This window comes from Pseudomonas sp. DP-17, from assembly GCF_022380625.1.
GTDB classification, from domain to species: Bacteria; Pseudomonadota; Gammaproteobacteria; order Pseudomonadales; family Pseudomonadaceae; genus Pseudomonas; species Pseudomonas nitroreducens_A.
The window spans coordinates 143,646-168,307 of the sequence record NZ_JAKSXG010000008.1 but is presented as its reverse complement, the minus strand read 5'-3'; the positions used below and the strand labels follow the sequence as shown (position 1 = coordinate 168,307).

At 66.1% G+C, this 24,662-nt stretch carries 22 protein-coding genes; 14 read left to right on the top strand and 8 right to left on the bottom strand.

Going from position 1 to position 24,662, the window contains the following annotated elements:
• The first annotated feature begins 28 nt into the window (after positions 1-28).
• From MJ122_RS13710 to MJ122_RS13700, 3 genes are all read left to right on the top strand, one after another.
• Positions 29-835 carry an ABC transporter permease gene (locus tag MJ122_RS13710; RefSeq protein ID WP_088420737.1) on the top strand — a complete coding sequence of 269 codons (807 nt, stop codon included), beginning with the start codon at positions 29-31 and terminating at the stop codon, positions 833-835.
• On the top strand, positions 823-1,656 hold the full coding sequence (locus MJ122_RS13705; protein WP_088420739.1) for an ABC transporter ATP-binding protein: 834 nt from the start codon (positions 823-825) through the stop codon (positions 1,654-1,656). Before MJ122_RS13710 ends, MJ122_RS13705 begins: the two co-directional genes overlap by 13 nt.
• A 137-nt stretch (positions 1,657-1,793) precedes the next feature.
• Positions 1,794-3,416: a GMC family oxidoreductase N-terminal domain-containing protein gene (locus MJ122_RS13700; RefSeq protein ID WP_088420741.1), complete on the top strand. Its 1,623-nt coding sequence runs from the start codon at positions 1,794-1,796 to the stop codon at positions 3,414-3,416.
• A gap of 252 nt (positions 3,417-3,668) precedes the next feature.
• Here the strand turns inward: MJ122_RS13700 and MJ122_RS13695 are convergent, their stop codons facing one another.
• Together MJ122_RS13695 and MJ122_RS13690 are read right to left on the bottom strand one after the other, a co-directional pair.
• On the bottom strand, positions 3,669-4,139 hold the full coding sequence (locus tag MJ122_RS13695) for a nuclear transport factor 2 family protein (RefSeq protein WP_239744543.1): 471 nt from the start codon (positions 4,137-4,139) through the stop codon (positions 3,669-3,671).
• A gap of 242 nt (positions 4,140-4,381) precedes the next feature.
• Positions 4,382-5,380, bottom strand: coding sequence for a GlxA family transcriptional regulator (locus MJ122_RS13690; RefSeq protein WP_239744542.1), 999 nt, complete (start codon positions 5,378-5,380; stop codon positions 4,382-4,384).
• A 215-nt stretch (positions 5,381-5,595) separates the two neighbouring features.
• Here MJ122_RS13690 and MJ122_RS13685 point away from each other — a divergent pair, with 215 nt between their 5' ends.
• The 7 genes from MJ122_RS13685 (at position 5,596) to MJ122_RS13655 (ending at position 11,815) form a co-directional block, all read left to right on the top strand.
• Complete coding sequence (locus MJ122_RS13685) at positions 5,596-6,534, top strand: choline ABC transporter substrate-binding protein (protein ID WP_239744541.1); 939 nt, start codon at positions 5,596-5,598, stop codon at positions 6,532-6,534.
• A 73-nt stretch (positions 6,535-6,607) separates the two neighbouring features.
• Positions 6,608-7,492 carry a 3-keto-5-aminohexanoate cleavage protein gene (locus tag MJ122_RS13680; RefSeq protein WP_088420749.1) on the top strand — a complete coding sequence of 295 codons (885 nt, stop codon included), beginning with the start codon at positions 6,608-6,610 and terminating at the stop codon, positions 7,490-7,492.
• A 124-nt stretch (positions 7,493-7,616) separates the two neighbouring features.
• Complete coding sequence (locus MJ122_RS13675) at positions 7,617-8,582, top strand: L-carnitine dehydrogenase (RefSeq protein WP_239744540.1); 966 nt, start codon at positions 7,617-7,619, stop codon at positions 8,580-8,582.
• Positions 8,583-8,683: 101 nt separating this feature from the next.
• On the top strand, positions 8,684-9,157 hold the full coding sequence (locus MJ122_RS13670; protein ID WP_239744539.1) for a thioesterase family protein: 474 nt from the start codon (positions 8,684-8,686) through the stop codon (positions 9,155-9,157).
• A gap of 5 nt (positions 9,158-9,162) precedes the next feature.
• Positions 9,163-10,092, top strand: a complete 930-nt coding sequence (locus MJ122_RS13665) for an alpha/beta hydrolase (protein WP_239744538.1) — start codon at positions 9,163-9,165, stop codon at positions 10,090-10,092.
• Between the two features lie 13 nt (positions 10,093-10,105).
• Positions 10,106-11,284, top strand: coding sequence for a gamma-butyrobetaine dioxygenase (locus MJ122_RS13660; protein WP_239744537.1), 1,179 nt, complete (start codon positions 10,106-10,108; stop codon positions 11,282-11,284).
• A 279-nt stretch (positions 11,285-11,563) separates the two neighbouring features.
• Entirely contained in the window at positions 11,564-11,815 is a 252-nt protein-coding gene (locus MJ122_RS13655; RefSeq protein WP_017521458.1) for a hypothetical protein, read from the top strand.
• A 4-nt stretch (positions 11,816-11,819) separates the two neighbouring features.
• Here the strand turns inward: MJ122_RS13655 and MJ122_RS13650 are convergent, their stop codons facing one another.
• The 3 genes from MJ122_RS13650 to MJ122_RS13640 all read right to left on the bottom strand — a co-directional run bounded on the left by MJ122_RS13650 (position 11,820) and on the right by MJ122_RS13640 (position 16,309).
• The gene (locus MJ122_RS13650) at positions 11,820-13,283 is read right to left on the bottom strand and encodes a hypothetical protein (RefSeq protein ID WP_239744536.1); all 1,464 of its coding nucleotides are present in this window, start codon (positions 13,281-13,283) and stop codon (positions 11,820-11,822) included.
• A gap of 161 nt (positions 13,284-13,444) precedes the next feature.
• A complete protein-coding gene (locus tag MJ122_RS13645) occupies positions 13,445-14,551 on the bottom strand; it encodes a GlxA family transcriptional regulator (RefSeq protein ID WP_017521460.1) in 1,107 nt (368 codons plus the stop codon).
• A 381-nt stretch (positions 14,552-14,932) separates the two neighbouring features.
• Positions 14,933-16,309 (bottom strand): L-serine ammonia-lyase, encoded by a 1,377-nt coding sequence (locus MJ122_RS13640; RefSeq protein WP_239744535.1) that lies wholly within the window; start codon positions 16,307-16,309, stop codon positions 14,933-14,935.
• A 334-nt stretch (positions 16,310-16,643) separates the two neighbouring features.
• On the opposite strand from MJ122_RS13640, the gene MJ122_RS13635 reads away from it, so the two are divergent.
• The 4 genes from MJ122_RS13635 to choV all read left to right on the top strand — a co-directional run bounded on the left by MJ122_RS13635 (position 16,644) and on the right by choV (position 20,856).
• Positions 16,644-17,582, top strand: a complete 939-nt coding sequence (locus tag MJ122_RS13635; protein ID WP_239744534.1) for a choline ABC transporter substrate-binding protein — start codon at positions 16,644-16,646, stop codon at positions 17,580-17,582.
• Positions 17,583-17,823: 241 nt separating this feature from the next.
• Positions 17,824-18,765 carry a choline ABC transporter substrate-binding protein gene (locus MJ122_RS13630; RefSeq protein ID WP_239744533.1) on the top strand — a complete coding sequence of 314 codons (942 nt, stop codon included), beginning with the start codon at positions 17,824-17,826 and terminating at the stop codon, positions 18,763-18,765.
• A 67-nt stretch (positions 18,766-18,832) separates the two neighbouring features.
• Positions 18,833-19,672, top strand: coding sequence for a choline ABC transporter permease subunit (choW, locus tag MJ122_RS13625; RefSeq protein WP_017521464.1), 840 nt, complete (start codon positions 18,833-18,835; stop codon positions 19,670-19,672).
• 5 nt (positions 19,673-19,677) lie between these two features.
• Positions 19,678-20,856, top strand: coding sequence for a choline ABC transporter ATP-binding protein (gene choV, locus MJ122_RS13620; protein WP_239744532.1), 1,179 nt, complete (start codon positions 19,678-19,680; stop codon positions 20,854-20,856).
• Between the two features lie 113 nt (positions 20,857-20,969).
• On the opposite strand, the gene MJ122_RS13615 is transcribed toward choV, so the two are convergent.
• From MJ122_RS13615 to MJ122_RS13605, 3 genes are all read right to left on the bottom strand, one after another.
• Complete coding sequence (locus MJ122_RS13615) at positions 20,970-21,980, bottom strand: alpha/beta hydrolase (RefSeq protein WP_239744531.1); 1,011 nt, start codon at positions 21,978-21,980, stop codon at positions 20,970-20,972.
• Between the two features lie 259 nt (positions 21,981-22,239).
• Complete coding sequence (locus MJ122_RS13610; protein ID WP_239744530.1) at positions 22,240-23,109, bottom strand: helix-turn-helix transcriptional regulator; 870 nt, start codon at positions 23,107-23,109, stop codon at positions 22,240-22,242.
• Positions 23,110-23,162: 53 nt separating this feature from the next.
• Positions 23,163-24,581 (bottom strand): aminotransferase, encoded by a 1,419-nt coding sequence (locus MJ122_RS13605; protein WP_239744529.1) that lies wholly within the window; start codon positions 24,579-24,581, stop codon positions 23,163-23,165.
• Positions 24,582-24,662: the final 81 nt, after the last annotated feature.

Here is a 24,662-nt window from a genome sequence, read left to right as displayed (position 1 = left end):
TGGCGCCGCTCGCCTGGAGGAATCCGCGATGCCTCGTCGTTCGCAATCCTGGCTCAGCCGTTGCCTGACGCCCAAGGTCGACCTGCCTTTGAAGCTGGTCTGGTCCGCCGGCACCCTGTGCTGGCTGCTCGTGTTCGGCCTGTGGGCCGGGCTTTCCTACGGCGGCGTGGTGCCGGCGATGTTCCTGCCGACCCCGGACGCGGTGCTTGCGGCCGGCGTGCGCCTGGCCAGTGACGGCACCCTCGCCACCCACGTGATGGCCAGCGTCAAGGTGGTGATGATCGGCTTCATCGTCTCCTCGCTGGTGGCGGTGCCGCTGGGGCTGCTGATGGGCAGCTTCCGCATCGTCCAGGCCTTCCTCGAACCGCTGGTGAACTTCATCCGCTACCTGCCGGTGACCTCCTTCGTACCGCTGTTCATCCTGTGGATCGGCATCGGCCTGGAACAGCGCGTCACCGTGATCATCTTCGGCGTGTTCTTCCAGCAACTGGTGATGATCGCCGACGTTTCCCGCGGGGTCGCCAAGGACCTGGTCAACGCCTCCTACACCCTGGGCTGCAACCGCCGCGACGTGGTCCTCCACGTGCTCGGCCCGGCCTCGCTGCCCGGCGTGCTCGACACCCTGCGGGTGACCATGGGCTGGGCCTGGACCTACCTGGTGGTTGCCGAGCTGGTCGCTGCCTCCAGCGGCCTGGGCTACATCAGCCTGAAAGCCATGCGCGGCTTCCAGGTCGACGTGATCTTCCTGGCGATTGCCATCATCGGCCTGCTCGGCCTGATCACCGACCAACTCTTCCGATTCATCCGACTGAAGGTGGCGTCATGGGCGCAGTAGCGATCAAGCAGGAAGAACCAGCCGTGACCGGCCAGCAGGCCGCCAACCCGGCCCGCCTGCGGGTGGAGAACGTCAGCCTGCGCTACCGCACGCCGGAAGGCGGCACCTTCAGCGCGCTGGAGAACGTCTCCTTCGAAGTGCCGGACCAGCAGTTCGCCGTCATCGTCGGCCCCTCCGGCTGCGGCAAGTCGAGCCTGCTCTACCTCACCGCCGGCCTGGCCGAGCCCACCGATGGCGATATCTACGTCGGCGGCCAGCTGGTGGACGGCCCCGGCGCCGACCGCGGCATGGTGTTCCAGAGCTACACCCTGTTCCCCTGGCTCACCGTGCGCCAGAACGTCGAGTTCGGCCTCAAGCGTCGTGGCATGCCGACGGCCGAGCGTCGCGAGATCGTCGATTACTACCTCGACGAAGTCGGCCTGCGCCGCTTCGAGAACAACTACCCCAAGCAGCTCTCCGGCGGAATGATGCAGCGCGTGGCCATCGCCCGCGCGCTGGCCAACGACCCGCAGATCCTGCTGATGGACGAGCCCTTCGGCGCCCTCGACAGCCAGACCCGCATGCAGATGCAGCAACTGCTGCTGCGCGTGTGGGACCACAGCAAGAAGACCGTGGTGTTCGTCACCCACGACATCGACGAGGCCATCCTGCTGGGCGACCGCGTCTACGTCATGGGCGCGCGCCCGGGGCGCATCAAACGCATCCTCGACGTGCCCATCGAGCGCCCGCGCTCGCTGGACATGGTCATGGACCGCCAGTTCATCGAGATGAAGCGCGAAATCCTCGGGCTGCTCCACGACGACCTGGAAGAAGCGCACTGACCTGCCGCCGGCTGGCGCCTCCTGCAGGGCGCCAGCCGATGCGGTGATTCGCTGCAGCACCGTTCGGCCCCCCTTCCCATCGGGAGAGGGTTGGGGTGAGGGGTTCTGCCATTCACGCAAGGACCCAAGGAAACCCCATGTCCAACGACTCCACCTACGACTATCTCATCGTCGGCGCCGGTTCCGCCGGCTGCGTGCTGGCCAACCGCCTGAGCGCCGACCCGGCCGTGCGCGTCTGCCTGCTGGAAGCCGGCGGCAGCGACGCCAGCCCTCGCGTGCAGACCCCGGCCGGCACCATCACGCTGTACAAGAGCAAGGTGTTCAGCTGGAACTTCTACTCCGCGCCGCAGAAGCGCCTGAACAACCGTTCGCTGCATTGCCCGCGCGGCAAGGCCCTGGGCGGCTCCAGCTCGATGAACAGCATGATCTACATCCGCGGCCACGCCTCCGACTACGACCGCTGGGAAGCCGAAGGCTGCCCCGGCTGGGGCTGGAAGGACGTGCTGCCGTTCTTCAAGAAATCCGAACGCAACCTGCTCGGCCAGGACCCGGCGCTGCACGGCACCCTCGGTGAGCTGGTGGTGGACAAGCCGCGCGACCCCAACCCGCTGTCGCAGCTGTTCATCAAGGCCGGCGAGCGTATTGGCCTGCGCCGCAACGATGACTTCAACGGCCGCGAATTCGAGGGCGTGGGCATCTACAACCTGACCCAGAAGGACGCCAAGCGCCTGAGCAGCTACCGCGCCTTTGTCGCGCCGCTGCAGCGCCCCAACCTCAGCGTGCTGACCAACCGCCAGGTGGGTCGCCTGCTGCTCGAAGGCGAGCGCGTCGCCGGCCTCGAACTGCGCAGCGGCGAACGCCTGCTGGCGCGCCGGGAGGTGATCCTCTCGGCCGGTTCCCTCGGCTCGCCGCAGATCCTCCTGGCTTCCGGCATCGGCCCGGCTGCCGAGCTGAAGGCCGCCGGCATCCCGGTGAACCACGACCTGCCGGGCGTGGGCAAGAACCTCCAGGACCACCTCGACGGCCTGGTCACCGTGCGCTCGCCGAGCCCGCTGAGCCTGGGTTTCTCCCTCGGCTCGCTGCCGCAGATCCTGCTCTCGCCGTTCAAGTACCTGCTGGCGAAGAAGGGCTGGCTGACCACCAACTATGTCGAGGCCGGTGGCTTCGCGCGTACGCCGCTGGCCGATTCGCTGGCCGATGTGCAGTTCCACTTCGTGCCCGGCTACCGCAGCCACCGTGGCCGCCTGTTCGAGTGGGGCCATGGCTACGCCGTGCACACCTGCGTACTGCGCCCGAAAAGCATCGGCGAACTGCGAGTGAAGCCGGGTGGCGACATCGAGATCGACTACAACTTCCTCGCCAACGAGGAAGACGGCCGCGTGCTGGTGGAAGGCGTCAAGCTGGCGCGCAGGATCCTCGCCCAGCCGGAATTCGACAATATCCGTGGCGCCGAGATGCTACCCGGCCCGCAGGTACAGACCGACGAGCAACTGCTGGAGCACCTGCGCGAATACGCCGCCACCGTGTTCCACCCGGTGGGCACCTGCAAGATGGGCGAAGACCCGCTGGCGGTGGTCGACCTGCGCCTGCGCGTGCATGGCCTGAAGGGCCTGCGCGTGGTGGATGCGTCGATCATGCCGACACTGATCAGCGGCAACACCAACGCGCCCTGCATCATGCTCGGCGAGCGCGCGGCGGCGATGATCCTGGAGGACAGCCGCGAGCATGCAGCGGCTCCCGCCCACGCCGTGCCAGCCTGATAGCGAAGTCGTAGGGCGGATAACCTGGAACAGGTCATCCGCCGGCTCTTTGCGGCGGATAACGCTGGTGCGTTATGCGCCCTACGGCTCTTCGTAGGAGCAATCTCGCTCCCACAGCCACCGGGAAACTCATTCGTAGGATGGGTGGAGCTTGCGATACCCATCAACACGCATACCGGCAATCGATGGGTATCGCTTCGCTCCACGCCATCCCACAGTGTGCCACAGGCGTGCTCCTGTGGATAACCGCCCTTACAGCCCCAGCTCGCTCAGCGACGGATGATCGTCCGGACGGCGTCCCTGCGGCCAATGGAACAGGCGCTCGTCCTCGCTGATCGGCAGGTCGTTGATGCTGGCATGGCGCTCGAACATCAGGCCGTTCTCGTCGAAGGCCCAGTTCTCGTTGCCGTTGGAACGGAACCAGTTGCCCGAGTCGTCGTGCCACTCGTAGGCGAAGCGCACGGCGATGCGGTTCTCGGTAAAGGCCCAGAGCTCCTTGATCAGCCGGTATTCCTGCTCGCGCACCCACTTGGCGGCAAGGAAGTGCACGATCTGCTCGCGGCCCTGGACGAAGGTCGCGCGGTTGCGCCAACGGCTGTCCGGCGTATAGGCCAGCGAGACGCGGTGCGGATCGCGGCTGTTCCAGCCGTCCTCGGCGAGACGGACTTTCTGGATGGCGGTGTCGCGGGTGAAGGGCGGCAGTGGGGGACGGGCTTCGCTCATGGTGGGCCTCCGAGGGCAGTGGGTGAGGAACCTGGTGCCCATCTTCCGCTGGGTCGGCGGATGGGTAAATGACGGTGATCCCACAGATATTGCCAAGTGCTCCTGAGAACGCTCCTGCTGCCGGTGTTACGCCGATCCCTCTCCCTAACCCTCTAACGAGGCGTCCCTCCCTGAAGGGGAGAGGGGCCGTTCGGTGCAGGATGGAACCTGGATGTCAGCCGGCTGGACTACTCCCTCTCCCTTCAGGGAGAGGGCTGGGGAGAGGGGCTCTTGGCCACAAATCCAGAACTGCCCGCCACCTTGCGCAACCCCACCCGATCCTGGCTCGGACATACGCCGAACTTCGCCCGATAGCTGCGCGACAGATACGAGGGGGTCTCGAAGCCGCAGGCCACGCCGATCTCCAGCACGCTCATGTCGGTCTGGCGCAGCAGCTGGCGCGCCTTGTCCAGGCGCAGGCCGAGGTAGAAGTTCGACGGCGTGTCGTTCAGGTGCAGGCGGAACAGGCGCTCCAGCTGGCGCCGGGTCACCTGGATGCGCTCGGCCAGCTCCAGCGTGGTCAGCGGCGGTTCGCTGTGGCGCTCCATCTCGCCGATCACCTGCACCAGCTTGCGGTTGCTCACTCCGTAGCGGCTGGCGATCTGCAGGCGCTGGTGGTCCTGGCGGGTGCGGATGCGCCCGACCACGAACTGCTCCGACACCTGCACCGCCAGCTCCGGCCCGTGGGCCTGGGCGATCAGGTCGAGCATCAGGTCGATGGACGCGGTGCCCCCGGCCGAGGTGATACGCGGGCCGTCGATCTCGAACAGCTCCTGGGTCGCCTGCACCTGTGGATAAGTCTCCCGGAAGGCATCCAGCGCCTCCCAGTGCACCGTACAGCGCTGGCGCTGCAGCAGGCCGGCCTCGGCCAGGACGAAGCTGCCGGTATCGATGCCGCCCAGGGTCACGCCTTCGCGATCCAGGCGCTTGAGCCAGTGCCGCAGCGCCGGGGTGCAGGCGCGCAGCGGCTCGAAGCCGGCCACCACCAGCAGCGTGTCGCCCTCGCGCAGTGCTTCCAGGCCGCTGTCGGCGTTCATCGACATGCCGTTGCTGGCCAGCACCGGCCCGCCGTCCAGGCTCATCAGGTGCCAGCGGTACAGCTCGCCGCGAAAGCGGTTGGCCACCCGCAGTGGCTCCACCGCGGAGACGAAGCCCATCACGGAAAAACCAGGCAACAGCAGGAACCAGAAGTCTTGGGACATGGCGGGTACCGTGCAGCTTGATGGCAGCGTGCCCATCGTTATGAACCAGGGACGTCGCCCTGGCAATCGGGGAGGTCGCTGCTGTGCAAGAGCTGGTCGCCGCAGTGCGATTCACCAGCCCTGCAGCTGCGTAACTTGATCACCACAGCCCCGTCAGGGGCCGCATGACACACAACAACGATAACCAACGCCGCAAAGGCCTTGAGGGAGAAGTCATGAAGCTATCGATCAAAGCGCTCGGCTGTGCCGCGCTGATGCTCGCCGCCGGCAGCAGCTGGGCCGCCGAGCCCGCCCAGTGCCAGAACGTGCGCATGGGCAGCGTGAACTGGACCGACGTGGTGGCCAGCAGCGCCGTGGCCGAGGCCGTGCTTGACGGCCTGGGCTACAAGGTCAAGCAGACCAGCGCCTCGCAGCAGATCATCCTCGCCGGCATGGCCGACAAGCAACTCGACGTCTTCCTCGGCTACTGGCAACCGACCATGCAGCCGGTGGCCAAGCCCTACCTCGACAAGCAGCAGATCGACGTGATCACCCCGCCGACCCTGCCCGACGCGCAGTCCACCTACGCCGTGCCGAGCTACGTCTACGACGGCGGTCTGAAGACCTTCGCCGACATCGCCAAGTTCAAGGACAAGCTGGGCAACAAGATCTACCTGATCGAGCCCGGCAGCGGCTCCAACCGCATCACCGCGAAGATGATCGCCGACGACAAGTTCGGCCTGAAGGGCTTCCAGATCGTCGAGTCCAGCGAGGCCGGCATGCTCACTGCGGTCAAGCGCGCCATCAAGCGCAAGCAGTGGGTGGTGTTCTTCGGCTGGAAGCCACACCCGATGAACCTGCAGATCGACATGAAGTACCTCACCGGCAGCGACGACGTGTTCGGCCCCGACGAAGGTTCCGCCACCGTCTCGATCATGACCGCCGGTGGCTACCAGGCGCAGTGCGGCAACGTCGCCAAGCTGCTGCACAACCTCAAGTTCAGCAGCGAGCAGGTCAGCCAGGTGATGGTGCCGATCCTCGACCGCAGCCAGCCGGTGGACGCCGCCAAGGCCTGGCTGAAACAGAACCCCGAGCCGCTCAAGGCCTGGCTCGACGGCGTGACCACCTTCGACGGCAAGGACGGCCTCGCCGCCGTCCAGGCCTCGCTCAAGTAACCCTCTCCCAGCAACTCCCTGCGCGTCGCCCGGCGCGCAGTGGGTTCGTTCGACCCGAAGAAGGACTGCCACCGTGAATTACGAAGTCATTGTCACCTGCGCGGTGACCGGCGCCGGCGATACCGTCGGCAAGCACCCGGCCATTCCCGTCACCCCGAAGGAAATCGCCGCCGCCGCCATCGAGGCTGCCAAGGCCGGCGCCACCGTCGCCCACTGCCACGTGCGAGACCCGCAGACCGGCAAGCCGAGCCGCGACGTGAACCTCTACCGCGAAGTGGTCGAACGCATCCGCGAAAGCGACACCGACGTCATCATCAACCTCACCGCCGGCATGGGCGGCGACCTGCAGATCGGCCAGGGCGAGCAACCCCTGGAATTCGGCGCCGGCACCGACCTGGTCGGCCCGCTGGAGCGCCTGAAGCACGTCGAGGAGCTGCTGCCGGAAATCTGCACCCTGGACTGCGGCACCCTGAACTTCGGCGACGGCGATTTCATCTACGTCTCCACCCCGGCCCAGCTGCGCGCCGGCGCCAAGCGCATCACCGAGCTGGGTGTGAAGGCCGAGCTGGAAATCTTCGACACCGGCCATCTCTGGTTCGCCAAACAGATGCTCAAGGAAGGCCTGCTGGAAGACCCGCTGATCCAGATCTGCCTGGGCATCCCGTGGGGCGCGCCGGCCGACACCACGACCATGAAGGCCATGGCCGACAACATCCCCGACGGCCTGACCTGGGCCGGCTTCGGCATCGGCCGCGCGCAGATGCCGATGGTCGCCCAGGCCATGCTGCTGGGCGGCAACGTGCGGGTCGGCCTGGAAGACAACATCTGGCTGGACCGTGGCGTGCACGCCACGAACGGCCAACTGGTCGAACGCGCCATCGAGATCATCGAGCGCCTGGGCGGCCGCGCCCTGACACCGGCCGAAGGGCGCAGGAAGATGAACCTCAAGCCGCGCTGATTCCGAACCTCAACACCGTAGGGCGAATAACTCGGAACGGGTTATCCGCCGCCATACCAGGACGGCGGATAACGCTGCGCGTTATGCGCCCTACGAAGAGCCTGACGACTTTCCGGAGCCACCCATGTCCTTCATCACCCAAATCAAGACCTTCGCCGCCCTCGGCAGCGGCGTTATCGGCAGCGGCTGGGTCGCCCGCGCCCTGGCCCACGGCCTCGACGTCGTCGCCTGGGACCCGGCCCCCGGCGCCGAAGCCGCCCTGCGCGCGCGCATTGCCAATGCCTGGCCGGCGCTGGAAAAGGCCGGCCTCACCCCCGGCGCCTCGCAGGACCGCCTGCGCTTCGTCACCACCATCGAAGAATGCGTGCGCGACGCCGATTTCATCCAGGAAAGCGCCCCCGAACGCCTGGACCTCAAGTGCGAGCTGCACGCCAAGATTAGCGCCGCCGCCAAGCCCAACGCGCTGATCGGCTCCAGCACCTCGGGCCTGCTGCCCAGCGAGTTCTATGCCGACGCCACGCACCCCGAGCGCTGCGTGGTTGGCCACCCGTTCAACCCGGTGTACCTGCTGCCGCTGGTGGAAGTGGTGGGCGGCGAGAAGACCGCGCCCGAAGCCGTGCAGGCCGCGATCCAGGTCTACCAGTCCCTCGGCATGCGCCCGTTGCACGTGCGCAAGGAAGTCCCCGGCTTCATCGCCGACCGCCTGCTCGAAGCGCTGTGGCGCGAGGCGCTGCACCTGGTCAACGACGGCGTCGCCAGCACCGGGGAGATCGACGATGCCATCCGTTTCGGTGCCGGCCTGCGCTGGTCCTTCATGGGCACCTTCCTTACCTACACCCTGGCCGGCGGCAACGCCGGGATGCGTCACTTCATGGCCCAGTTCGGCCCGGCGCTGCAACTGCCCTGGACCTACCTGCCCGCCCCGGAACTGACCGAGACCCTGATCGACCGCGTGGTGGAAGGCACCAGTGAACAGCAAGGCAGCCGCAGCATCGCCGAGCTGGAACGCTACCGCGACGATTGCCTGCTGGCGGTGCTCGGCGCCATCAGGGAAACCAAGTCGAAACACGGCTTCGCCTTCGCCGACTAACCTCTCTGATCACCGCCCACTCGGAACGGCCTCCTCCCTTTTCACGGGGGGGGACGCCTAGTTAGAGGGATGGGGAGAGGGACCTAAATAGAGAGCCGAAAATGCACGCCCTGAAAACCTACGAAACCCCCATCCTCGCCGAGTGGACCGACTACAACGGCCACCTGCGCGACGCCTTCTACCTGCTGCTGTTCAGCTACGCCACCGACGCCCTGATGGACCACCTGGGTCTGGATGCCGAGCATCGCGCTGCGACCCACGACTCCCTGTTCACCCTCGAAGTGCACCTCAACTACCTGCACGAGGTGAAGGAGGACGAGAGGGTCGAAGTGCGCACCCAGTTGATCGCCCATGACCGCAAGCGCCTGCACGTTTTCCACAGCCTGCACCGTGCCGGCGAAGACCTCGCGCTGGCCGCCAGTGAGCAGATGCTGCTGCACGTGAATCTCGAGGGCGGTGCGCGCTCTGCACCCTTCGAAGGTGTGGTGCTCGAGCGCGTGCTGGCGCTGGCCGAAGCCCATCGCCCGCTGCCGCGCCCGGACTACGTCGGCCGCGTCATCGGCCTGCCGGGCTGAGCGGCATGAACCGGCGCTATCCGCTGTCCGACGCCATGCAGGCCTTCGTCGCCGAGACGGAGGCTCATCCGCTGGCCGGCCCGACGCTCGATGCCCAGCGGGAAAACTACGAGCGCATGGCGGCGGCCTTTGCGCCACCGGTTCCGCCGGGCCTGCGGGTCCGCGACATTCGCCCCGAAGGCCTGGTTGAGCTGCGTCTGTACCGGCCCGAAGGTACGCCGCCGGCGAATGGCTGGCCCACGGTCTTCTACATCCATGGCGGCGGCTGGGTGCTGGGCAACGCCCGCACCCATGACATGATCTGCATTCCTCTGGCTGTCGAACTCGGCGCGTTGGTGGTCGCCATCAGCTACCGGCTGGCGCCCGAGCATCCTTATCCCGCCGCCCTCAACGATTGCCTCGATACCTGGCGGCGCATTCACCAGGACGGTCTCGGCGAGCCTGTGGACAAGTCCCGCATCGCTGTAGCCGGTGACAGCGGCGGCGCCAATCTTGCCGCCGCGCTGTGCCTGGCGCTGCGCAATGGCGGCGAAGCCCTGCCGCTGGCCCAGGCGCTGATCTACCCGGCGCTGGGCAACCTCGACACCCCCTCGCGCACCACCTGCGCCGACGCGCCGCTGATGACCCGCGCGGCCGTTGACGAATACCTCGCCGCCTATCTCTCGCGGCCCGCCGATTGGCGCGACCCGCTGGCGCTGCCGCTGCTCGCCGAAGACCTCGGCGGCCTGCCGCCGGCCTTCATCGCCGTTGCCCAGTTCGACCCGTTGCGCGACGACGGTGCGCTGTACCGCGACCGCCTGCGCGAAGCGGGCGTGGCCGTGGATTACTTCCCCGGTGCCGGCCTCGTCCATGGCTGCCTGCGCGCCCGTCGCGTGGCGGAAGTGGACGCCCTGCGCGGCGCCCTGATCGCGGCCCTGCGCCGCAGCCTGAGCTGACAAGGAGAAGAGCATGGAAACGACGCTGGAACGCCCCACCATCGCCGACTGGCGCACTTATCCACAGACTGCCGCGCTGACCTCGCTGCGCCCGCAGGCCAACCGTCTCGACCTGGTCTGGGACGACGGCCGGGTCAGCCCCTTCCATCACCAATGGCTGCGCGACAACTGCCCTTGTGGCGAATGTGTCTACGCGGTTACCCGTGAGCAGGTGCTGGAGATCATCGACGTGCCCGCCGACCTCGCCCCCGAGCGGGCTGCCATCGAACTGGGCTACCTGTGCGTGCACTGGAGCGATGGACACCGCAGCCAATTCGACCCGGGCTGGTTGCGCGCCCATGCCTACGACGATGACTCCCGCGCCGAACGCCTGGCCGCGCACCAGACCACCCGGGTCTGGCGCCGCGACTTCGAAGTGCCGGTGTTCCAGCACGACCAGCTGATGGAGGACGACTCGGCGCTGCTGGAATGGATGCTTGCCCTGCGCGACCTCGGCCTCAGCCGTGTGGACGGCGTGCCCACTGCCCCCGGCTCCCTGCACCGCATCGCGCAGCGCATCGCCTTCATCCGCGAGACCAACTTCGGCGTATTGTTCGACGTGAAGTCCAAGGCCGCCGCCGCCGACAGCAACGCCTACACCGCCTTCAACCTGCCGCTGCACACCGATCTGCCGACCCGCGAGCTGCAGCCGGGGCTGCAATTCCTGCATTGCCTGGTGAACAACGCCGACGGCGGCGACAGCGTGTTCGTCGACGGTTTTGCCATCGCCCAGGCGCTGCGCGACGAAGCGCCGGAAGACTTCCGCACGCTCTGCGAAATGCCCATCGAATTTCGCAACAAGGACCGCCGCAGCGACTACCGCTGCCTGGCGCCGGTGATTGCCCTGGATGCGCGGGGCGAGATCAGTGAAATCCGCATCGCCAACTTCCTGCGCGGTCCCTTCGACGCCCCGGCCGAGCGCATGGAGGCGCTGTATCACGCGTGGCGCGCCTTCCTCACGCTGACCCGCGATCCGCGCTTCCGCCTGCAACAGAAGCTGCGCGCCGGGCAGATGTGGTGCTTCGACAACCGCCGCACCCTGCACGCCCGCACCGCCTTCGACCCGGCCAGCGGCGAACGACACCTGCAGGGCTGCTACATCGATCGCGAAGAACTGCTGTCGCGCATCCTGGTGTTGCAGCGCGAAAGCTGAAGCGGCGAAAGCCGGGCAAAAAAAATCCCCTGCGGCGCCCGACGCGCGGCAGGGGACAAATCGAGCCGATTCGGGCTCTCAGTGTGCGAGGCCCCGCAACCGGCGCCGGTGCCGGATGCGGGGTATGGAATCCAGTCTGCGCGTCGTGCCGCCGCCTCGGTTAGCCGAAAACGACCTGCGCTTGCCCGCCGCGGACATTCCGTCGGACAGGTGCTTGCCGCGCACTTCCGGGCTTACCAGAATCGATGCAGACCCCTGCCGCTCCCAAGGAGACCCGCGATGATGCACGCCGACCTGATCGACCAGGACGATTTCCGCGAACGCCTGCAGGCGCTGGGTTTCGCCGTGCCGCCGGGCATCACTGCCGAGCAGGCCTGCGAGTACGCCGTGCGCGGCCTGACACCGGAGCGCTCGCTGGCGCTGCGCCGCCTGGTGGAGGAAATGCTCGCTGGCAATGCGACCCTGCTGCCCGCCGTGCGCGAGGCGATCTCCCGGCAGTTGCTGCCGGCGTTGGTGCCCAAGCCCTTGTGATCGCTCAAGGCAGGTCCGCGGCTACTTCCAATGGTATGAGCGGGAAGCTGTCGCCAATGGGATCGCCCAGCAAGGCCAGGTAGCGTCGGCCCTGGTCTTCCACCGTGACCTTTCGGCCCGCGTCCAGCGGCAGGGTCGGACAAAGCACGCGCAGTTCGTCCGCCTCGGGCAGCAGCAGGGCATGGCGGGGAGCACTTTCCTGCAGCTTGCTGCGCAGGCTGAGGCGGCAGGGACGCGGCTGCGAGGATAGCCAGCTACCGCGCAACTCATAGTGATCGCCGCCGAGCAGGTGGAGGCTTTCCACTTTTGCCAGCTGCCAGGAACTTCTGGGAGAAAGGCGGATGCCGAGCAGTTCGCCGACCGCAGGCGGTGGCGAGTCTTCCCAGCGTCCACTGAAGTGCTGACCTGTCGTACGAGGCTGTGCCAGTGGCAGGATGGGCGGAAGACCGGGTTTACGTACGGGGCGGCTGAATTCGATGTCCTGCGAGTGCGCGACCACTTCGTCCAACCCGCCACGGCCGCCGGAGTGCTGGGACCAGACATCGCTCGCTTCTTGCTGGCGTTCGAAGTGGCGTGCGTCGAGCTGGGTGTCGTCCGCGACGCCCAGGTGTGCAAGCAGTGCCGGGAAACCCTGGGAGATTTGCCAGGGCTCGGCGTTGGGCTCCACCTCGCTCCAGCAGGCAAGCAGGTGGGCATTGAGGTCGAAGGCCGTGCCCCCTTCGCTGCTGGCGGTGAAGCGCTTGAGCATGTCCCGCAGTTCATCGAGTACCAGGGCGAGTCCGCCCTCACGGCAGGCGATGTCGCGATCAAGGAACGGCTGGTCGTCTTCCCGCTCCAGTCGCCAACGACTTCCAGGTCGTTCCGGTTGGACATGCACGACGGCGGCGAACACCTGGGTCGATTCGATCAGCGCCGGCAGGTATTGCGCGGGAATCTCCAGCGGCCGGGAGCCGGCGATGAGCAGGCAGTGCAGGTAGCCGCCGGCAATGGTCTGGCTCCGCGGTTCGAAGGCTTCGCCGTCCTCGATGGGCAGGTGCTGGACCTCGAGCTTCAGGGCGCGCCTGTAGACCTGGTGCAGCAGCTGCCACAGCCCCGGCGGGGCGGGATGCTGGTTCTGCAGGCAGTTGCAGTGCACTTCCTGCAGGCTGCGCACCATGCGTTGCATCAGCAGGGCGGCGGTCTTGCGCTCGGCGCGGCGGGTGCGCAACAGGTACCAGTAGCCCCTGAGCAGCCGTCGGTGGAGGGCAAGGATGAGCTTTTCCGCCTTGTCGGCCCGTGCCTGTTCGAGGGCACTGGAGTGCTCGCCGAAGAGTTCGGTGAGGTGGCGGCTGACGTCGAATATCTGCGGGCGCAGGCGTTCGAGTTGGCGCAGCAACTGGATGCCGGTCAGGCGCGAGTAGTCCAGTTCGATGGCCGTGCGGTACAGCTCCCGCGTTTGCTGGGCCAGGTAGTCGAGGGCGGTGTCCATGTGTCCCGTGGTTCCGAAGGATGCTGGCGAGCCCTTCGGAGACTGCGGGATTCAGGACATTTTGCGATTCAGACGAATCTGAATGATGGTGAGTCATGCGTCACAGGCATGAAAAAGGGAGGCCACGGGCCTCCCTTTTTTCGTTTCCCGGCAACTCGGGCTCAGAGCACCCGCACGCTGGCGAAGGTGGATTCGCCCTGGGCCTGGCTGAGGGCGGAGATGGCCGAGGAGTTGGGCATGAGGGCCAGGTCCTGCGGGATCGGCATGACCATCACCGGCTGGCCGATGGGCTGGCCCTGGCGCTCGTCGCGCGGGGGGATGCCGAAGTACTCGCGGTAGCACTTGGAGAAGTGCGGCGTGGAGACGAAGCCGCACACCGAGGCGACCTCGATGATCGACATCGACGTCTGCTTGAGCAACTGGCGCGCGCGGATCAGGCGCAGCTTCAGGTAGTAGCGCGACGGCGAGCAGTGCAGGTACTTCTGGAACAGGCGCTCGAGCTGGCGGCGCGAGACGTTGACGTAGACCGCCAGTTCGTCGAGGTCGATGGGCTCCTCGAGGTTGGCTTCCATCAGCGCGACGATTTCCTGCAGCTTGGGCTGGTTGGTGCCGAGCATGTGCTTGAGCGGCACGCGCTGGTGGTCCTGCTCGTTGCGGATGCGCTCGTAGATGAACATCTCGGAGATCGCCGCCGAGAGTTCACGGCCGTGCTCGCGGCCGATCAGGTGCAGCATCATGTCCATCGGCGCGGTGCCCCCGGAGGAGGTGAAGCGGTTGCGGTCGATGGAGAACAACCGGGTGCTCATGGCCACGCGGGGGAAGGCTTCCTGCATGGCGGCCAGGCATTCCCAGTGCACCGAGCAGTCGTAGCCGTCGAGCAGGCCGGCCCGGGCCAGGGCCCAGCTGCCGGTACACACGGCGCCGAGTTTGCGGCCATGGCGCGCCTGGGCCTGGAGGAAGAGGGTGTGTTCGCGGGTGACGCTGCGCTGGATGCCGACGCCGCCGACCACGATCAGCGTGTCCATCTGCGGGGCGCTGTCGCAGGCCGCGTCGGGGGTGATCTGCAGGCCGTCGCTGGCCCACACCTGGCGGCCGTCGAGGCTCAGGGTGTGCCAGCGGTAGAGTTCGCGCCCGGAAAGCTGGTTGGCCATGCGCAGCGGTTCCACCGCCGAGGCCAGGGAGATCAGGGTGAAGTTGTCCAGCAGCAGGAAGCCGATGGACTGCGGAGCTCGGTTTTGCGGGGGAACTCCGGGGTTGAACGCATTCATTCGATCACCTCACGCTAGTCACAGTCGCCTCACGGGAGGCGTTTCTTATGCTTGTTGTTCTGTTCGGGAGTCCGCCTCGGGGGTTGCCCGGCTGCTCCTCTGTTCTCTCTGCCTGTTAACAAGGCAAATGCCGTGCCTAGGTTGAATGGCTGTTCAATTAAAAAAGAAAACGGCATGGGAATGCCGTTTTTGCAGGTTCGGAATGCGACGCCTCGAAGGTCGCAAATACGCATGGATCGGGGCCTGGGGTTTTTGGTAGCACTCACCGGTCACGCGACCGGCGGTGCCCTGCGCGGAACGGTAACGCCCTTGTGTTGTCAGGACGGGCGTACCGCTTGCGCCATCAGGGGGCGCGCCGGGGCTGGCGTGGTCGATCGAGGGTCAGCACTCGATGATGCTGACGGCCAATCCGCCGCGCGAGGTTTCCTTGTACTTGTCGTGCATGTCCGCGCCGGTGTTGCGCATGGTGCGGATCACCTGGTCGAGGCTGATGAAGTGCTGGCCGTCGCCGCGCAGGGCCATCTGGGCGGCGTTGATGGCCTTCACCGCGGCGATGGCGTTGCGCTCGATGCAGGGCACCTGGACGAGGCCGCCGACCGGGTCGCAGGTGAGGCCCAGGTTGTGTTCCAGGCCGATCTCGGCGGCATTCTCCACCTGTTCGGGCGTGGCGCCGAGCACTTCGGCCAGACCCGCCGCGGCCATGGCGCAGGCCGAGCCGACTTCGCCCTGGCAGCCCACTTCGGCGCCGGAGATGGAAGCGTTCTTCTTGCACAGGATGCCGACGGCGGCGGCCGCCAGGAGGTAGTTGGTGACGTCGTCGTCGCTGGCATCGGGGTTGAAGCGCATGTAGTAGTGCAGCACCGCGGGGATGATGCCGGCCGCGCCGTTGGTGGGCGCGGTGACCATGCGCCCGCCGGCGGCGTTCTCCTCGTTCACCGCGAGGGCGAAGAGGTTGACCCACTCCATCGCGGAAAGGGTCGAGCCGATGACGTTGGGCTTGCCGATTTCCTGCAGGTTGCGGTGCAGGCGTGCGGCGCGGCGTTGCACGTTGAGGCCGCCGGGGAGGATGCCTTCGTGGCGCAGGCCGTTGTCGACGCAGTCGCGCATGGCCTGCCAGATGGTCCTGAGGCCTTCGCGGATGTCGGTTTCGCTGCGCCACATGCGTTCGTTGGCCATCATCAGTTCGGACACGCGCAGGTTGTGGCGGCGGCAGAGCATGAGCAGTTCGGCGGCGCTGGCAAAGTCGTAGGGCAGCACGGTGTTGTCGGTGTCGAGGCTGCCGGAGGCGGCCTGTTCCTCGTCGACCACGAAGCCGCCGCCGATGGAGTAGTAGGTGTCGCTGTGCAGCACGTGGTCGCCTTCGATGGCGGTCAGGCGCATGGCGTTGGGGTGGTAGGGCAGGTTTTCTTCGAGCAGGCGCATGTCGCGCACCCAGTCGAAGTGGATCGTCCGGCTGCCGGCCAGCAGCAGTTCGCCGGAGCGGCGCAACTGCGCCATGCGCGGTTCGATCTGGCTGGGGTCGATGCGGTCCGGCCATTCGCCCATCAGGCCCATGATCACGGCGCGATCAGTGCCGTGGCCGACGCCGGTGGCGGACAGCGAGCCGTACAGGCGCACTTCCACGCGGCTGGTGCGTTCGAGCATCTGCCGTTCGCGCAGGGCGCCGACGAACAGCGCGGCGGCGCGCATGGGGCCGACCGTGTGCGAACTGGAAGGGCCGATACCGATCTTGAACAGGTCGAACACACTGATTGCCATGCCGGACTCCGGGCGAGCTGCACATCCATGAGAGAGAGGGATAGGCACGTCCCTGTGCCCGCGATGCCCGGCCATGATCGACCCAAGTCCGGCGCCGGCTGCGTCCATCGACGACGCGGCCGTATCCAATAACGCCGCCTGCGCACCCCACCGGGGCAAGGCGGGAAGCCACCTGTTCCGGGGCCGACGAAAGCTTGCCTCTTTACGACGCGAGCGCTGCGAACCACGACCGGTCGATAGGCGTGGGCGGTCCTGCTGTTCCATGATCCGCCACCGACGAACGGCCGCGTTCGCCCGTATCCACCCCCATTCTCCGCAGTCAGAGGCTGGTCTCATGAAGAGTCTTGTGTCGTCGCTGTTGGCGTTATCCGTGGTACTACCGGGCGCTGTGCGCGCCGCCGAACCCGAATCCTGCGCCGTGGTGCGCTTCGCCGATGTCGGCTGGACCGACATCACCGTGACCACCGCGGTGACCCGCCTGGTGCTCAGCCACCAGGGCTATCGCACGCAGGTGGTGCGGCTGTCGGTGCCGGACACCTACAAGGCGATGTCGGAGAGGAAGGTCGACGTGTTCCTCGGCAACTGGATGCCGAGCATGGCGAACGACATCAAGCCGTTCGCCGACAAGGGCCAGGTGGAGACGGTGGGCGCCAACCTCGAGGGTGCCAAGTACACCCTGGCGGTGCCGCGCTACGCCTATGAGGCGGGCCTGAAGTCTTTTGCCGATATCGCAAAATTCAAGGATCAGCTTGGCGGGCGCCTCTATGGCATCGAGCCGGGCAACGACGGCAACCAGCTGATCCAGAAGATGATCAATGAAAAAGCCTTCGGCCTGGGCGACTTCAAGCTGGTGGAGTCCAGCGAGGCCGACATGCTGGCCTACGTCAAGCGAGCCGGGGCCTTGAAGCAGCCCATCGTGTTCCTGGGCTGGGAGCCGCACCCGATGAATACGCGCATCCAGATGAACTATCTGGAGGGAGGGGATTCCTACTTTGGCCCCAACTTTGGCGGCGCGACTGTCTTCACCAACGTCAGAGCAGGCTATCTTCAGGAGTGCCCCAATGTCGCGCGGCTGCTGAAGAACCTGAAATTCGACCTGGCGATGGAGAACCAGCTGATGGATGCGGTGCTCAACGAGCGACGCAATCCCCGCCAGGCCGCCAAGAGTTGGCTCAAAGCCAATCCGCAGGTCCTCGATGGCTGGTTGCAGGGTGTCGCTCCGAACACATCGGGCGCGGCGCCAGGGGGTCAGAAAACCGCCGCCATGGAGTGATCCGGGCCTCTGGAAGTCGCTGGAACCGGGCCTTTCCACTGGATGCGACATGGCTGGTGCTGAATACGACTTCGCCTGCACTGGATGCGACCCACCCGGTAGGCGACGAAATTTTCCTGTTCCATGATCGTTTACGAAATGACAACAAAAGGACCTGCGCTTCGAGGTCCCACTCATAATTCAGACCGCCGCGCCCCACTGTGGGCAGCGCCGGCGCCCCACCCCGCAGAGGAGTACGCTCATGAAAGGTTGCAAGTCTTTGCTGCTGGCTGCTGTGTCCGTTTGCGCACCGCTGGCGGTTCAGGCCGCTGAACCTGAGTCGTGCGGCACGGTACGTTTCTCCGATGTCGGCTGGACCGACATCACCGTGACCACCGCTACTACCCGTCAGGTGCTCGAGTCGCTTGGCTACACCACCAAGGTCACCATGCTGTCCGTGCCGGTGACCTACAAGTCGCTGGCGAACAAGGATCTGGACGTGTTCCTCGGCAACTGGATGCCGAGCATGGCCAACGACATCAAGCCCTACGCCGACAATGGTTCGGTTGAGACGGTGAAAGCCAACCTCGAGGGCGCCAAGTACACCCTGGCCGTGACCCAGGCCGCCTACGACGGCGGGCTGAAGTCCTTCGCCGACATCGCCAAGTATGCCGACAAGCTGGGCAACAAGATCTACGGCATCGAGCCGGGCAATGACGGCAACCGCCTGGTCCAGGGCATGCTGGACAAGAACCAGTTCGACCTGGGCAAGTTCAAGCTGGTCGAGTCCAGCGAGGCCGGCATGCTCTCGCAGGTCGGGCGTGCCGACCGCCGCAACCAGTGGATCGTGTTCCTGGGCTGGGAACCGCATCCGATGAACACCCGCTTCAAGATGAAGTACCTCGAGGGCGGGGATGACGTGTTCGGCCCCAACTACGGCGGCGCGACCATCTACACCAACGTCCGCAAGGGCTACGTCCAGGAGTGCCCGAACGTCGGCAAGCTGCTGACCAACCTGACCTTTACCCTGGACATGGAAAACAAACTCATGGACGCCGTGCTCAACGGGGGCAAGAAACCCGAAGAGGCGGCAAAAGCCTGGTTGAAGGACCATCCGGAACTGCTCGACGCCTGGCTTGCCGGCGTGACCACCCGTGACGGCAAACCGGCCTTGGCGGCAGCCAAGGTGGCACTCTCGAAATAAAAAGTCGAAGTAAGTGCCGAAGTAATTGCCGTTGGCCGATTCCTCAAGCTTCTGATGGGCCCGCATTATGTTTCTGACTGACCACAAGCTACCGCTGGGCGAGCATATCGCCGCCTTCGTCGACTGGCTTACGCAACACGGCGCGTCGGTGTTCGACAAGATTTCCGACACCCTCGAGTTCCTCATCCACGGCGTCACCAACAGCCTGCTCTGGTTCAACCCGCTGGCGCTGATCGCGCTGATGGTCTTCCTGGTGTTCTACATCCAGCGCAGCTGGGGGCTCGCCGCTTTCGCCCTGGCTTCGCTGCTGCTGATCCTGAACCTGGGGTACTGGCAGGAAACCATGGAGACCCTGGCGCAGGTGATCTTCGCCACGGTGGTGTGTATCGCCATCGGAGTGCCGCTGGGCATCCTGGCGGCGCACAAGCCCTGGTTCTACACCGCTCTCAGGCCGTTACTGGACCTGATGCAGACGGTGCCCACCTTCGTCTACCTGATTCCCACCCTGACCCTGTTCGGCCTGGGCGTGGTTCCGGGTCTGATCTCCACGGTGATCTTCGCCATCGCCGCGCCCATCCGCCTCACCTGCCTGGGTATCCAGGACGTGCCGGCGGAGCTGATGGACGCCGGCAAGGCCTTCGGCTGCTCGCGCTGGCAACTGCTGACGCGCATCGAGTTGCCGCACGCCATGCCGAGCATCGGCGCGGGGATCACCCAATGCATCATGTTGTCGCTGTCGATGGTGGTTATCGCCGCGCTGGTGGGTGCTGACGGCCTCGGCAAGCCGGTGGTCAACGCGCTCAACACGGCGGACATTTCCCTCGGCTTCGAGGCCGGTCTGGCCATCGTCCTGCTCGCCATCCTGCTCGACCGGGTGTGCAAGCAACGTTCGCTGCGGGGGAGGTAAGTACTATGTCGGCGATTCGATTCGAACATGTGGATGTGATTTTCGGCACCCACACCAAGGAAGCGCTCAAGCTGCTGGACCAGGGCCTGGGCCGCGAGGAAATCCTCAAGCGCACCGGCCAGGTGCTGGGTGTCGAGGATGCCTGCCTGGACGTCAATCGCGGCGAGATCTGCGTGATGATGGGCCTGTCGGGCTCGGGCAAGTCGAGCCTGCTGCGCTGCATCAACGGCCTCAACCGGGTCAGCCGCGGCAAGCTGCTGATCGAGCACGAGGGCCAGCAGGTGGATATCGCCAGCTGCTCGTCGGCGACGCTCAAGACCATGCGCACCAAGCGCATCGCCATGGTGTTCCAGAAGTTCGCCCTGATGCCCTGGCTGACCGTCGCCGAGAACATCGGCTTCGGCCTGGAGATGCAGGGACGCCCGGCCAACGAGCGCAAGAAGGTGATCGACGAGAAGCTCGAACTGGTCGGCCTGTCGCAGTGGCGCGACAAGCGCCCGGATTCGCTCTCCGGCGGCATGCAGCAGCGCGTCGGCCTGGCCCGCGCGCTGGCGATGGATGGCGACATCCTGCTGATGGACGAACCCTTCTCCGCGCTGGACCCGCTGATCCGCCAGCAGCTGCAGGACGAACTGCTGGTGCTGCAGCGCCAGCTGCACAAGACCATCGTCTTCGTCAGCCATGACCTGGACGAAGCGCTGAAGATCGGCACCCGCATCGCGATCATGAAGGACGGCCGCATCATCCAGCACGGCAAGCCCGAGGAAATCGTGCTCAGCCCGGCGGACGACTACGTGCGTACCTTCGTCGCCCACACCAACCCGCTCAACGTACTCTGCGGTTCCAGCCTGATGCGTGGCCTGGACCAGTGCCGCCGCCAGGCCGACGAGGTGTGCTTCGACCAGGGACGCGATTGCTGGCTGGGGCTGACCGAGACCAACCAGATCAAGACCGCGCGCCAGGGCAGCAACATCATCGACCTGCAGCAGTGGCGCCCGGGCGACCCGGTGGAGAAGCTCAAGCACGAGCCGACCCTGGTGGACGTCAACATCCGCATGCGCGACGCGCTGCAGATTCGCTACCAGACCGGCCACAAGCTGGTGCTGCAGGAGCAGAGCCGCGTAGTCGGCGTGCTCGGCGACAGCGAGCTGTACCACGCGCTGCTGGGCAAGAACCTGGGCTGATTCTCTCGGCTAGATAAAAAACGCCGGCTCCCTGCGAGGGGAGCCGGCGTTTTTGTTGGGGCTGCGTCCGCGCTGGAGCGCACTTGTAGGACTACCCGGATGGCTCGGCGCTGTCAGTGCTTGAGGTCCGCCAGCCCTTTGAGCAGCGCCTCGTGGAAGCGCTTCGGGTCCTGGATCTGCGGCGCGTGGCCCATGTCGTCGAACTCCACCAGGGTGGCGTTGGGGATGGCCTTGGCGGTCGCCTTGCCCAGTTCGGCGTAGTTGCCCAGCTTGGGCTTGAGCTCGGCCGGGGCGATGTCCTTGCCGATGGCGGTGTTGTCCCTGGTGCCGATCAGCAGCAGGGTCGGCATTTTCAACTGGCCGAATTCGTAGACCACCGGCTGGGTGAAGATCATGTCGTAGAGCAGCGCGGAGTTCCATGCCACGCGCTCGTGGCCGGCGCCGTTGAACAGGCCGGCGAGCATGTTCACCCACTTGTCGTACTCGGGCTTCCACTGGCCGGCGTAGTAGGTCGCCTGCTCGTACTGGCGGATGCTCTCGGCGCTGGTCTTCAGCTCGCGCTCGTACCACTGGTCCGGGGTGCGGTAGGGCACGCCGAGGGCTTTCCAGTCTTCCAGGCCGATGGGGTTGACCATCGCCAGCTGCTCGACCTGCTGCGGGTACATCAGCGCGTAGCGGGTGGCGAGCATGCCGCCGGTGGAGTGGCCCAGCAGGGTGATCCTGCCGATCTTCAGGTGCTCGAGCAGGGCATGGGTATTGGTCGCCAGCTGCTGGAAGCTGTACTGGTAGCGCTCGGGCTTGGTGGATTTGCAGAAGCCGATCTGGTCCGGCGCGACGACGCGGTAGCCGGCGTCGCTCAGGGCCGCGATGGTGGTTTCCCAGGTGCCGGCGCAGAAGTTCTTGCCGTGCAGCAGCACCACGGTGCGGCCGTTGGGCTGCTTCCTGGGCTTCACGTCGATGTAGGCCATGTGCATGTGGTGGCCCTGGGACGCGAAGCTGTAGTGACCGACCGGGTAGGAGTAGTTGAAGCGCTCCAGTTCCGGGCCGTAGGTGGGTTTGGATTCGGCGGCGTGCAGCGGCAGGGCGGCGGCCAACAGCAAGGCGGGTAGCCAGCGTCGGGACATCGGGGAGCTCTCCGGGTGGTTTGGCACGGGTCAGACAGCGGGAACGGCAATAGGTTGGCAGATTTTCTCGGCCGGCGCCGCATCGGCTGAGCTCGATGTGTGCTCGATATCCACGCCGCAAAGCCTGGGTGTAGGGCGTGGTGCCCGATCACTTTGGGTTCGAACCGTAGGATGGGTGGAGCGCAGCGATACCCATGCTGATGGCGTATGGGGCCGATGGGTTTCGTTGCGCTTCACGCCATCCTGCGAGGAGCCGGGGTCAGGCCGCGCTCACGCCCCCGGTCAGCCAGTCGATGAACAGCGAGAACAGCTCCGCCTGGGAGTTGATCGCAAGCTTGGTGTAGAGGTGCTTGCGGTGCATGCGCACGGTTTCCGGGGAGATATCCAGCACCCGCGCGCTGGATTTCACCGAGTGGCCGCGCAGCAGCAGGTGGGCGATTTCCCGTTCGCGCTCGGTGAGCCGGTCGGCGCCGAAGTTCATGAAGGCCGCGCGGATGTGCCGGTTCAGCGGCGCCTGATCGTCCGGCGCGCTGACTTTCACGCCGCGCCCGGCCAGCAGCAGGTCCAGCCCGCCATTGCGCTCGAACTGGCGGAACAGCTCACGCACCAGCGGCAGGGCAGTGGCCAGCAGGTCCAGCTGGGTTTCGCTGAAGCGCGCGCCGCTCTCGCCCTGGTACAGGCACAGCGAGACCTTGCGCGCTTCGCCCAGGTCGATGATGAAGTGGCAGTCCTCGGTGCAGCCGAACTTGAGGTAGTAGGTCTTGTAGTACTCGCTGGCAAAGAAGTCGTCCGGGGCGATGTCGGCCAGCGGATAGAAGCCCTCGGTGAGGCCGTCTTCCATGGCCAGGCAGAAGGGGTCGAGCAGGTAGCCGCGGGCGTAGTAGCGGTCGACCAGCGCCTCGTGGTGTTCCGGGTGGACGCCGCGCTGGTACAGCGGTTGCGGCGGCTGGCCGCGCTGTTCCAGGCCGAGCATCACCGACTCCACCGGCACCAGGCAGCCCAGGGCGTCGGCCAGGCGCTCGACGAAGACGACTTCGCCGACGCTGGCCAGGGCGCGCGCCAGCCCTGCATGCCAGGCATGCAGGGCCGGTGCGTCGGACGTTTCGCTCAGCGCCTGGGATTCGCTCATGTCCGGCAGCATAAAGGGCTGCCGGGGTGTAGGCAAAATCCTCGGATCGATCATCAGTGCCCCGCGTAATCACCGCTGCGCTGAAGGTCCTCGGCAGCCTCCAGGATCGACTCGCGCAGCTTGTCGACGATCTCGTCGACCTGCCCGCGGGTGATGGTCAACGGCGGCGACATCACGTTCAGGTGCACGATCGGCCGCACCAGCAGGCCCTTGGCCTGGGCGCGCAGGTGGATCTTCTCGCCGATGTTCAGCTCCTCGGGGAAGAGCGCCTTGCTGCGCTTGTCGGCGACGAACTCGACGCAGGCCATCAGCTTCTGGCAGCGCACGCTGCCCACCAGCGGCAGGCCGGCCAGCTCCTGCAGGCGCTGCTCCAGGTAGCCGCCGACGTCCTTCACGTGCTCCAGCAGGTTCTCGCGCTCGATGATCTCGATGTTCTTCAGCGCCGAGACACAGCTCACCGGGTGCCCGCTGTAGGTGAAGCCATGGGCGAAGCAGCGGCCCTTGTCGGCCTCGCCGATCACCTTCCAGATGCGCTCGGAGAAGATGCACGCGCCCAGCGGCAGGTAGCCGGAGGTCAGGCCCTTGGCGGTGGTGATGATGTCCGGCTGCATGCCGAACACGTCTTCGGACGCGAAGAAGGCGCCGAGACGGCCAAACGAGGTCACCACCTCGTCGGCGACGTAGAGCACGTCGTATTGCTGGCAGACCTGCCACATGCGCTGGTGGTAGCCCTTGGGCGGAATGATCACGCCGCCCGAGCCCATGATCGGCTCGGCGAAGAAGGCCGCCACCTTATCCGCGCCCAGTTCGAGGATCTTGTCTTCGAATTCCTTCACCAGGAATTCGAGGAAGTCGCTTTCCGTCATCCCTTCCGGCGCGCGGTAGGGGTTGGGGCAGGAAATGTGGTGGATGACGTCCTTGAGGAAATCGAACTCGGCCGGGTGGTCGGCGACCTTGCCGCCCAGGGACATGGTGAGGAAGGTCGAGCCGTGGTAGGCGTTGACGCGGCTGATGATGTGCTTCTTCTCATGCTTGCCGCGGCAGTTCTGGTAGTACTGGATCAGGCGGTAGGCGGTGTCCACGGCGGTGGAACCACCGGTGGTGAGGAACACGTGGTCGAGGTCGCCCGGCGCCAGTTCGGCGAGCTTCTCGCACAGCTGGATGGCGGTGACGTTGGCCATGTCGCAGAAGGGGTTGGAGTAGGCCAGCTGGCGCACCTGCTCGGCGATGGCGTCGGCCATTTCCGCGCGGCCCAGGCCGATGTTGGTGCACCACATGCCGCCCACGGCGTCCAGGTAGCGATTGCCCTTGGTGTCGTAGATGTAGGCGCCCTCGCCGGCGGCGATGTTCAGCGCACCGTTGACCCGGTGGTCGTCGAACACGTGGTAGCCGTGCATGTAGTGGGCCTTGTCGGCGGCGACCAGCTGCTCGTCGTTGAACTGGGCGAAGTAGGCTGGGGTGGTGGTGGTCATCGTCTGTACCTCGGACTTTCGTTATTCGGTTGGGCGTCTGCCCTCTCCCTGACCCTGGCTGCGAGCCCCGCTCCGAAGGGA